Here is a 10073-nt window from a genome sequence, read left to right as displayed (position 1 = left end):
TCCCTTACGGCCCAGGCGGATTTCGGCCTCTTTGGCCCGGCTGTGCTTGGCGATGTTGTTCAGGGCTTCCTGCAAGATTCGAAAAATCACGATTTTTAAATGTTCCGGGACTTCCGTCTCCTTAAGTCCCAGGTGCTTCTTAATGGAAATATCCGGATAGACCTGTCCGAAATTCCGGCAGAACCAGGTGATAGTAGTCAGGATTCCCAGGTCGTCGAGCATGGACGGACGAAGGTCCCGGGACATCCGCCGGACCTCATCGATGGTGTTTTTTATCATGGGCAGGACCTGCTTCAAGGCCCCTAATTTCTTGGAATCCGCATCCTGCTCGGCCTTTTTCATCATCTTTTCCAGGCTGAAGTTGATCGCCGAGAGGGACTGGCCCAGCCCGTCGTGCAGTTCCATGGCCAGATGTCGTCTCTCCTTTTCCTGGACATGGATCAGTTTGGCCGACAGATCCCTCAGGTCCTGTTTTGAGGCCATCAAGGCCTGTTCGGCTTTTTTCCGCTCACTGATATCCACCCCGACCCCGATCAGATAGATTCTGCCTTCCAGGTTAAGGCGCACGCCGGTAAGCAGGTAGGGCGTCAACCGGCCGGTTTTGGCTTCGATGGTCGCTTCCACGGAAGAACGCCCCCAATCGAAGGTCTCTTGAATCCTTTCGTGAACCTGGGCCCGGTCGTCTTTATGAAAAAATTCCAGGGCGTTCAGTCGCAGGATATCTTCCGGGAGATATCCGGTTATCATCTCCAGATTATCATTCCATTTGACCATGCGGCCCGATTCGTCAAACAGGTAAAAAACCCCGGGCAGACTATTGATGACCGAGTCCGAAAAATTTTTTTCCGCCACCGATTTTCTTTCGGCCCGCTCCCGGTCCTCCACTTCCCGCTTCAGCCGTTCATTGGCCCGGAGCAATTCAGCCGTCCGGTCCCTGACCCGTTCTTCCAATTGGCTCTGATGATTCCGGAGTTCCTCTTCGGTCTTTTTCTGTTCGGTAATGTCCACTACCGTCCCGATGTTTGCCGGTCGTCCCAAATATCGGGCGGTCATGCCCCTCAGGTCGGCCCAGGCAATAGAACCATCCTTTTTTAAGACCCGGAAGGTATAGCGCTCCGGATAGACCGTCTCTTTTTCCCGCCGCAGGCCCCGATTGCGGACGATGGGCCGGTCCTCCGGGTGAACCACCTCCCAAAAATTTTTACCGATCAGGTCCTCCTCCCGTTCATAGCCCAGCATCTCAATCAATCTCGGGTTGACGTACTGGAACCGTCCCTTCTGAATTACATAAATCCCCGCCAGGGAACAATCGGCCAGGGTTCGGTATTTATCGACCATGGAGCGGTATTCGCCCAAGGCCGCCTGCAGGCTTTGGTTCTTTTTTTTCAGCTCCTGGATGGAATCGATCCGATTTCCTATTTTTCCCGATTTATCCATAAGATCCCCGTCGATGAGGCCGTTTCGGGGTCGAGCCCCATTAGGACAGTTTGAACACCCGCTGGGCATTTTCCCCGAGAAACAGGGCCTTGGCCTGGTCATCGAGTCCGAGGGCCTCCAGACCGGCCAGGGCCTTGGCCGGCATAATCATCGGATAGTTGGTGCCGAAGAGGACCTTGGTCCGGCCATGACCCCGCATGTAATCGACCAGTGGGGCCGGGAAACGCCTGGCCGTATAGGCCGAGGTATCGATGTAGACGTTTTCGTGCTTGGTGGCTACGGCAATTGCTTCATCGGTCCAGGGATAGCCGATGTGTCCGCCGACCATCACCAGTTCGGGAAAATCGAGGGCCACCTGATCGAGATAGATGGGACGCCCGACCTCGGAAGGCATCAAAGGACCGGTGTGGCCGATTTGGGTGCAGTAGGGCACACCCATCTCGCAGCAGGCCGTGAAGACCGGGTAGAAGCGGCGATCAATGGGCGGCAGCTCCCACAGCCAGGGGAGGACGCGAATGGCCTTGAAGCCCAGCACTTCCACGCAACGCCGGATCTCACGGACCGCCGCCATGGGCTTGGAGATATCGACGGAGCCCACCCCGATCAACCGGTCGGGTGCCTGGGCGACGAAACCGGCCACCTCGTCATTTGAGATCATTACATTTCGGGGTGCGACCCAGGCACTGATCAGACTTTTGGAGACACCCGCCTGGTCCATGAAGCCGATGGTGACCGAAAGGGGTAATTCCCGGGTCGGGATTTCGGTTTTGGTCCAGCGCCGTAAAGAGTCAAAAATGGGGTCCTGTGAGTGACGTAGAGTGGGGTGTTGAGCCCAGGCATCGATGATCATCGGTTTTCCTCCTAATCTGTTTGAACCGTCAGGATCTCCGGGCCGAAATGATTTTTAAACCATCCTTTCAGGCCCGGAATCTCTTCCATCTCTTTTAGGGATCCGGGATTTTTCAACACCAGGGCATTGATCAGGGCGTTATTCATCAGGATTCCGGGTTCCATCTTCAAATCTTTGGCCCGCAACTCCCGCCAGTTTTTTAGGGCTTTGATCCTTTTGCGTACGGCCGATGGTAAATCCGGCCTGGCCTGCCGGGGATAATTCGGAAGATCTTCATCGGGAAGGGCCATGGCCCGGCGAATTTCCCGCACCAGGCGCGTTCCGTATCGGTCAATTTGCTTCCGGCTCAAGGTTTTCCCGGTTTCCATTTCTTCCAGGCTCAAAGGTTTCTTCATGGCCAATGCCAGCAGAGGTTCGTTACCAAGCACCTTGAAGGGAGGAAGATCCGACTTTTGGGCCTGGGCATCCCGGAATTCCAGCAAAGCCTCCAGAACGGCAAGACTCCTTTGATCCAGGAGAGCCGCCCCTTTTACTTTCAGGTATAACGGATCATGGTTGGGCGGTGTGAAGCGGACCTTGGTCATGAATCGGCATTCTTCCTCCACCCAGGACAGGCGGCCCTTCTCGTCCAGTTCTTTTTCCAGTATATGGGCCAGGGGAATCAGGTACCTGCCGTCCATGGCTGCATATTCCACCATTTCCGGGGATAAGGGTCTTTGGGACCAATCGGCCCGCTGAAATTTTTTGTTCAACTCCACCTGGAACCGGATTCGCAGCAGCGCCTCCAGGCCGGTTTCCTGGAGGCCCAGAAATTGACAGGCCATTTGCGTATCGAAGAGGTTGTTCACCTCGATCCGAAAGTCCCGGTACAGGGAACGGATATCATAATCCGCTCCGTGGAATACCTTGCGGATCCCGGGATTGGAGAAAACGGAAGTTAAGGCGGAAAGATCCCTGATGGCCAAAGGATCCAGGACATAAGAGGTGGATTCCGTGGCCATCTGCAAAAGGCAGACCTTTTCGAAGTAGTGGTACAACGAGTCGGCTTCCAGGTCGACCCCGATGATTTTGGCCTGACCCAGAATCGGGACCACCCCTTTCAATTGCCGGGGGGTTTCTATCCATTCATACGAAAAGCTGTTTCCATCCCGCATCTTTGCCGAGCCCTTTCCAATCGTTCATTCTTACAGGATACCTTACCTTGCCCGTGAATCCAAGGATTTATTAAAAAGGGGCTGAGGGCTTAATACAATAGTTCACAATACTTTCCGCGTGAATAGCTGTTGTATTTAAGAAGGGAATGCCGAACTGGTCCTGGTTGAGTATTAAAGGTAACTCGGTACAGCCAAGGATCAGGGCATCAATAGAATGGCTGTCGATCATTTTTTTAACTATGTACAGTAGCTCTTCCCTGGTTGAATCCTTTATAATTCCCAATTCAATTTCAGAAAACAACCTATGATGAATAAGCTCCTGGTCTTCCTTCTCCGGAACGACGACCGCCATGCCGTGGTCTCCAAAAGGCTTCTTAAAAAAGTCCGATTCCATAGTAAACCTTGTGCCCAACAAACCCAGTTTCTTGAAGCCCCTTTTTTGGGCATTCCTGCGTGTTTCTTCAATAATGCTCAGCATGGGTATGGGAGATCTTGAACTTACCTGATCGAACACGATATGGGGCGTATTGGAGCCGATGACGGCAAATTCGGCACCGGCCCTGTATAACGAGGCCACTTTCTCCAGCAGCCAATCCGTAAGGCCTCCCCAGTCTTTTGCTTCGAGTATTTTCATAATACTGGTTAAATCGGCACTGTAAATGATGATTTCCGGGTAGCCTGAATCTGCCCGCCTTTCATGAAAAGCGCCGATAATCAATTTATAGTAGTCCACGGTCGATTCCGGGCCGATACCACCGATGATTCCAATTCTTTTCATCGCAAAATGCTCCTGAGGCCTGGGAGTCCAATAGCAGGCCGGCTCTTTTAAATTCCGGATACCCAATATAAATGAAAAATATCAATTTGACAAATTCTAAACGCTGCATCCTCAAGTCTTTGATTTAAGAATGAAAACTTAACAGCGTTCCTCCGGAAAGGTCCGGTCTGGCAAAATACCGTCCTTTGAACATCAATATACTGTCCATGCCCTATTCCCCAAATATAGAGCCTTAGGTATAGTTACAATCTTAAAATCTAACCCGGATCCATCCGGAACTGAAAGGAGATAACAATGGCGGAAATCAAATGGGAAAAAAGTATGGAGGCGGCTTTGGATCGCGCCAGGACGGAAAAAAAACCTATCCTGCTCGATTTCTTCAACCCGGGCTGAATCGGCTGCCAACAGATGGGTGCGGTTACGTATCCCGAGGTAAAAGTTGCCGAATTCGTTAACGGGCGGCTGGTGCCTATCCAGCTTTTGTTCGATGCCCAGCCGTACGCCACGGATTTTAATGTCAAGTGGACACCGACCATGATCACCCTCGATGAAACGGGCAAAGAACATCACCGCGTGGTCGGATTCCTGCCCCCCGAACAGTTCATCCCGGCCATGCTGCTGGGTATCGGCAAAACCAATTTTGATTTGGATAAATTTAATGAGGCCCTGGCCGACTTGGAAAAAATAATCGCAGACTTCCCGAAGAGCAAAGCCGTTCCGGAGGCTATCTTCCTGCGAGGGGTAGCAGGGTACAAGAGCACTCATGATCCCAAACCGCTCAAGGAGGCCTATGAAAAACTTCAGGCCGAACATCCTGAAAATGAATGGACAGACCGGGCCCTTCCCTACCGGCTGTTGCCATAGCACCTTAGAAAACGTCCATGAAATCAAGGAGATTCCGGCCCCGCCCCCAGGCCGGAGGGGAGGGGCCGGATAACCGACGTTTTACCAGTCCATCCGTATTAACGAATGGCCCTATACTGATTTCCCTCGTTTGTTATTTGCCCTTTTTTTAAGAGCCGCGCCAGATGCTTTTCCATCATGGCCCGTTCTCCGAATTCAAAAAAAGCAGGCGGGTGGCGTGGTTTTTGATAAATGATCCACTGAGAAACGATTTCTTCCAGGGTTCTGGGAAGAGAGAGGAAATCGATGAGCTTTCCTTCCCGCCGGCCAATGATTCCGAGATATCGGTCCCAATCTTCGGCTGGATCGTTTTCAAACAAGCCGGTTTCATGACCGGTAATCCAGATGCGGGCGGGGATTTGGCGCAGTCGCTGCACAGAGGAAATGGTGTCCTCGATGGAGGATTCCTTGTCCCCATACCAGGGACCGAATTTCCCCAGATCATAATCCCCCATAAAGAGCACCCCCGGTTCTTGAAAGAAAAAGGACAGATGGCCGGGCGTATGGCCGGGCGTGTGCATGATTTCCACCGTGACCGGTCCCAGATGGATGATTTCATCCCCCTCAAAAACCCGCTTCGGGAAACGGGGACGATAGTGGAATTGGTCCGTCAGTAATTGCCGCCAATCCTGGCGATATTCCGGATTATCCAGTCCATACCAGTCTAAAAAAATATCCAGGTCCGATAAGGGGGGGGTCTCGATTTTTGAAATGGCCAGGGGCAGGTCATCGAAGAGGTCCAGGTGCATTAAATGATCTTCATGCCAATGACTGAGCCAGACCTCCCTGACCCCCGGGCCCTTCTTAAGCCGGATCAACCTTTCACGATCCGAAGCCGGATCAATCAGCACACCGGCCCCTTCGATATATATTGAATGACAATAGGGATACTTGCCGCGGTTTTCTCCGGGAATAATCCAGACCGGCCCAAAGTGCTTTTCTTCCATTTTTTTTTATTCCTTTTCTCAGTTTTTTTCTTTTTGGTAATCCGGTAAATCCTGTCTAAAACAATCCTTCAATTTCAAAAAGCTAAACTGAACCCGGATCTGTAAACCTTTCCGGCAGGCCAAGATAGTAATGCCCTTCTTCGGCCTTGCCCCTTTTTATACATCCCCGGCCATAGATGCGACTTTTAGTTTCTAATGCCTTAAATGTCAAGGCATATTGCCGGGCAGTCAATCGGTTCGACTCCAGGAGCTTAAGCAACACCTTGATGCGATAGCGGTCCAGGGCCGGGGTGATCCGGGAAAGCTGGTCCGGGTGGCCGCCCCGTTTGACCACCAGGGGCCGGTTAATCAAATAGACGGGAAATCGGGACGAGATCCTCAGCCAGAGATCATAATCTTCACAGGCCGGCAAGGCCTCGTCGAAACAGCCTACTTCATCGAATAGATCCCTTCTGACCATCACGGCCGATGGGCTGACCAGACAAAGCAAAAGAGAAGGGCCAAAAATATCTCCGGAAAATTTTTGGTGTTTTTTTCGGGGATTCACCCGGCGGCCGTTTCGAATCCAGACCTCTTCGGTCTGACAAATTTTTATCTCCGGATTATTGGAAATAAAAAGGATCTGGGTCTCTAACTTTTCAGGCAACCAGAGGTCATCGGAATCCAGGAAGGCGATCCATTGCCCGCGGGCCATTTGGATGCCTTGATTGCGGGCCGCACTGACCCCTTGATTGGGTTGATAGCGGTAAATAAATCGGCCCTCATATTTTTTTAGGCTGTCGGCCGTCCCATCCGTAGAGCCGTCATCGACCACGATCAACTCGAAATCGGAAAAGGTCTGTTTTAAAACCGAGTCGACCGCCTCAAGAAGAAAGGCGGCCCGGTTGTAAGTGGGGATAATAACGCTGATCAACGGCGGGGACATGGGAATTTACAGGGCGACGGGTAACGAGAGAGGCAGCCGATTGAGACAGAAGACGATAGAGAAATGGGGGAAAACCCGGATCGAGGGAATAAATCCGAATGTGGTTCAGCAGCTCTTCTCATTCTTGTCACTCGCCACCCGATACTCGTCACTGTATTACCAACGCCGTCAGGCCGGCCAGGATAAAACCGAATTCCACCATGGCTTCGAAAAAAATGCTTCCCGGCAAAGCCCTTTTTTTCTCATAAATGATTAAAAAACTGAATTGGTATAAAAGGCTGATCATCAGCCACAGGTTCCAGAGGGGCAGAAGATTCAAAAATATACCGGCGACCAAGCCGGCCATGGTCACCAGGCTTAAAACTTTTAAGAATCGAATGGTCTTTTCCTCCCCGATAATGATCGGCAGGGTCTCCTTGCCGACGATCATGTCGCCTTGAATGTCTAAGATATCAAAAAGGCCGGAGCGGATATAGACAAAATTGCAGATAATAAAAAAGCTGAAAATCAAAGAAAGGCTTAAGGGCTGATGCTCGGCCATAGCCGGGATCAAGGTGGTTACGCCGCCCCATCCCAGGGCCACGGAAAGGGTCTTGGAGGCCGGGATGTCCTTTATTTTTTTCATCCTGGTAAAGCGCTGCCAGACGGCCGGCACAATCTGAAAACTGTAGAGGATGCCCAGGGCGCTCATAGCCAAAAGGAATAGGAAGGGGACCCATCCCAGTCCCAGGGCCAGGGCCAGGGAAAAAAGGGCCGCCCCGGTCCCGGAAATAAAGAAAGGGGTCCTGTAGCGCTGATAGAATTGGGAGCGATCCGGGTCGTTGTATTCGGCAGCCCCCCGGTCGAGAAGATGGTTCAGGATGTGCATGGCGTAAATATGCAGAAAGGTAATGGCAAAATAAATCCCGTTTATAGGGGCCCGGCGTAATCGGGCGGCCGCCAGGGCCAAACATCCCGCCCCCAGGGCGACCATCAGGTTACTTTTTAACAGGAAGCGAAGTAATCGAAAAAGAAAGGTGTTCCAGGGATAGGTCCCTTGTCCTTTAATACTTTCCAGTTCCTGGACTACCTTTCGGATCATCCAGTTGGGCGTTGAAGCCCCGGCCGTTACCCCCACCGATTTGAATTGACTGATTTTCCCCTTGTCCAACTGATCTTCGGTCTCTACGTGGAAGCAAGGGATCCCCACCGATTGGGCAATCCCAACCAGCCGGCGGGTATTCCCGCTGTTGTAGCCGCCTACGATAACCAGGCCATCAACCTGTCGGGACAGATTGCGCACCTCTTCCTGACGTTCATGAGTGGCATTACAGATGGTGTTAAAAATCAGACTTTCCGGAAATCGCCTTTTTACTTTTTCGACCACTTCTTGAAAAAAGGATTCATCCTGGGTGGTCTGGGCCACAATGATCACCTTCTCTAAATCGGGTAACGCCTCCACCTGATCAGGATCAGTCAGGACAATCCCCTGGCCCTGGGAATAGCCCAATAAACCGATGACCTCCGGGTGATCCCGGTCACCGACAATAATGGGGGTATAGCCTTCCTGGGCATATTTTTTGATAATAGCCTGGACCTTGATAACCCGAGGGCAGGTGGCGTCTATGATCGTAAAACCGGCCTGCTTTAGGTTTTGGTAATCCTGGGGCGGAATGCCGTGGGCCCGGATCAGAATCGTGCCGGTCCGGCGGCCCTCATGGGGATCCAGGATACAAATCCCTTTTTTTTCGAGCATCTGGAGGACCTGGGGATTGTGGATCAAAGGGCCGAAGGTGTAAATAGGATCGGGGTAATGGTAATTGGCCTCTATGGCCAGTTCCATGGCCCGACGTACCCCCATGCAGAACCCTGCTGTTTTTGCCAGACGGACTTTCATCACTTTATTATCTTATACCACTGGGACCAGGGAATCAAAATATTCCTCAAAAAGGCTTTTTAATCTTTCCTTGGATGGGGCCAGGGCCACATTTTGCCGGAACTCCCCCGAGGCCGGCAATCCCCGGGTCAGGACAAACAAGGTCCGGCGTAAGGCATTGATCTGGGCTCTCCCTTGGTAATTATCCTCTATCCATTGCCAGTAGGAGGTCAGCCAGCTTCGCCTTTCCCTTAAGTCGGGATCCATTGAGGCGCCGCCCTTTTCGATTTCCCGGATCTGTTTAAATATCCAGGGGGTCCTTAAGGCCTGGCGGCCTATCATGATGCCGTCACAACCGGTCTGCCTTTTGCGGTCCAGGGCCTGTTCCGGGGATTGGACATCCCCGCTGCCGATAATCGGGATGCGTAACCTTTCCTTGAGTTCTCCTAAAAGGGACCAATCGGCCAGACCGGAAAACCCCTGGACCGCATAACGGGGATGCATTACCAGGGCATCCACCCCGTTATCTTCGGCGATTCGGGCCATGGTTAGATAAGTACGATCCCCTTCTTTCCATCCGGAACGGATTTTGACCGTCAGGGGAAGGCGGGTGGCCTTGCGAACCGCTTTGATCACCTCTTCGGCCCGTTTCAAGTCCTTCAATAAAGCCGCCCCTGAACCCGATTTGGCCACCTTTTTTACCGAACAACCCATATTGATATCGATAATATCCGCCCCTGCCTCGGAGGCCAGAACGGCGGCCTGGGCCATGGATTCCGGCCGGGAACCGAAGAGCTGAACCGATAAGGGGTGGTCCTCCGGTACGGTTTTAAGGATCGACCAGGTCTGGGGGATCCGTCGGACCAGGCCTTCGGCACTGACCATCTCGGTGCAGGCCAGTCCACAGCCCAGCCGCCGAACCAGGAGCCGGAAAGGCAGGTCCGTATATCCGGCCATGGGGGCCATAATATAAGGGAAGGATATGGTTTGAGATCCCAGTTTCATAAAATCATCTTTTCTATGATTTTTGCCGAATTTTTAAAATATGATGGATTTTGAAAAAGTTAAATTAGGACGCAGATTTTCGCCGATACCCGCAGATAACTATTCTTGATGGTCTCGTAAAAACTCGTCATTCCCGCGAAGGCGGGAATCCAGGCTAACCGTAACCACATAACAGGACTGGATTCGCGCCTTCGCGGGAATGACGAAAAGAAACGAGTT

General features: G+C 52.1%; 9 protein-coding genes. 1 reads left to right on the top strand and 8 read right to left on the bottom strand.

The features are described from left to right. The 4 genes from HY879_15440 to HY879_15425 all read right to left on the bottom strand — a co-directional run. Positions 1–1437 (bottom strand): PAS domain S-box protein (locus HY879_15440; protein MBI5604731.1); only part of this gene is annotated, 1437 nt, incomplete at its 3' end. Positions 1438–1477: 40 nt separating this feature from the next. Continuing rightward, positions 1478–2287, bottom strand: a complete 810-nt coding sequence (locus HY879_15435; GenBank protein ID MBI5604730.1) for an amidohydrolase — start codon at positions 2285–2287, stop codon at positions 1478–1480. An 11-nt stretch (positions 2288–2298) separates the two neighbouring features. After that, positions 2299–3441, bottom strand: coding sequence for a ribonuclease D (locus tag HY879_15430; GenBank protein MBI5604729.1), 1143 nt, complete (start codon positions 3439–3441; stop codon positions 2299–2301). 70 nt (positions 3442–3511) lie between these two features. Further along, on the bottom strand, positions 3512–4219 hold the full coding sequence (locus HY879_15425) for an amino acid racemase (GenBank protein ID MBI5604728.1): 708 nt from the start codon (positions 4217–4219) through the stop codon (positions 3512–3514). 408 nt (positions 4220–4627) lie between these two features. On the opposite strand from HY879_15425, the gene HY879_15420 reads away from it, so the two are divergent. Then, positions 4628–5083 (top strand): hypothetical protein, encoded by a 456-nt coding sequence (locus HY879_15420; protein ID MBI5604727.1) that lies wholly within the window; start codon positions 4628–4630, stop codon positions 5081–5083. Positions 5084–5181: 98 nt separating this feature from the next. On the opposite strand, the gene HY879_15415 is transcribed toward HY879_15420, so the two are convergent. From HY879_15415 to dusB, 4 genes are all read right to left on the bottom strand, one after another. Continuing rightward, complete coding sequence (locus HY879_15415) at positions 5182–6069, bottom strand: MBL fold metallo-hydrolase (protein ID MBI5604726.1); 888 nt, start codon at positions 6067–6069, stop codon at positions 5182–5184. Positions 6070–6151: 82 nt separating this feature from the next. Continuing rightward, on the bottom strand, positions 6152–6994 hold the full coding sequence (locus HY879_15410; protein MBI5604725.1) for a glycosyltransferase: 843 nt from the start codon (positions 6992–6994) through the stop codon (positions 6152–6154). Positions 6995–7142: 148 nt separating this feature from the next. Beyond that, positions 7143–8873 (bottom strand): 4-hydroxy-3-methylbut-2-enyl diphosphate reductase, encoded by a 1731-nt coding sequence (gene ispH, locus HY879_15405; GenBank protein MBI5604724.1) that lies wholly within the window; start codon positions 8871–8873, stop codon positions 7143–7145. 9 nt (positions 8874–8882) lie between these two features. Continuing rightward, positions 8883–9854 carry a tRNA dihydrouridine synthase DusB gene (dusB, locus tag HY879_15400; protein MBI5604723.1) on the bottom strand — a complete coding sequence of 324 codons (972 nt, stop codon included), beginning with the start codon at positions 9852–9854 and terminating at the stop codon, positions 8883–8885. Positions 9855–10073 lie beyond the last annotated feature (219 nt).

It is taken from the genome of Deltaproteobacteria bacterium, from assembly GCA_016219225.1.
Classification (GTDB): Bacteria; Desulfobacterota; RBG-13-43-22; order RBG-13-43-22; family RBG-13-43-22; genus RBG-13-43-22.
This window is presented reverse-complemented; position numbering and strand designations above follow the sequence as displayed.

Bases quoted from the DNA above. Each gene is read 5' to 3' on its own strand.
- HY879_15430 (MBI5604729.1), bottom strand. From the start codon at position 3,441: ATGCGGGATGGAAACAGCTTTTCGTATGAATGGATAGAAACCCCCCGG.
- HY879_15420 (MBI5604727.1), top strand. From the start codon at position 4,628: ATGGGTGCGGTTACGTATCCCGAGGTAAAAGTTGCCGAATTCGTTAAC.
- HY879_15435 (MBI5604730.1), bottom strand. From the start codon at position 2,287: ATGATCATCGATGCCTGGGCTCAACACCCCACTCTACGTCACTCACAG.
- HY879_15425 (MBI5604728.1), bottom strand. From the start codon at position 4,219: ATGAAAAGAATTGGAATCATCGGTGGTATCGGCCCGGAATCGACCGTG.
- dusB (MBI5604723.1), bottom strand. From the start codon at position 9,854: ATGAAACTGGGATCTCAAACCATATCCTTCCCTTATATTATGGCCCCC.
- HY879_15410 (MBI5604725.1), bottom strand. From the start codon at position 6,994: ATGTCCCCGCCGTTGATCAGCGTTATTATCCCCACTTACAACCGGGCC.
- HY879_15415 (MBI5604726.1), bottom strand. From the start codon at position 6,069: ATGGAAGAAAAGCACTTTGGGCCGGTCTGGATTATTCCCGGAGAAAAC.